General features: G+C 43.6%; 1 protein-coding gene. It reads left to right on the plus strand.

The features are described from left to right. Window positions 1-305 (plus strand): transposase (locus D3H55_RS23795; RefSeq protein WP_136035812.1); only part of this gene is annotated, 305 nt, incomplete at both ends.

The following is a 305-nucleotide window of genomic DNA, read 5'->3' on the forward strand; positions in this document are numbered from 1 at the left end:
CTCTGCCTCTCAGTTAAAAGAGGTTGAAAAGCTTCCACCTGTGATTGCGATCGATGAGTACAAAGGAGATACCAATGCAGGAAAGTATCAGTTAATTATAGCTAACGGGGAGACTAGAGAGCCCCTGGATATACTTCCAAACCGCTCAGTAAGCACCATTAAGAAATACCTTCGGGAAAAGGGTTCAGAAGTTCAATTGGTCGTGATGGATATGAGCCACGCCTTTAAATCTGCGGTTCAAAAAGTATTGGGTTCGCCTATTATTGTGGCGGACAGATTTCACTTTTCCCGTTATATCCATTGGC

It is taken from the genome of Bacillus salacetis (assembly GCF_003581585.1).
GTDB classification, from domain to species: Bacteria; Bacillota; Bacilli; order Bacillales; family Bacillaceae_B; genus Rossellomorea; species Rossellomorea salacetis.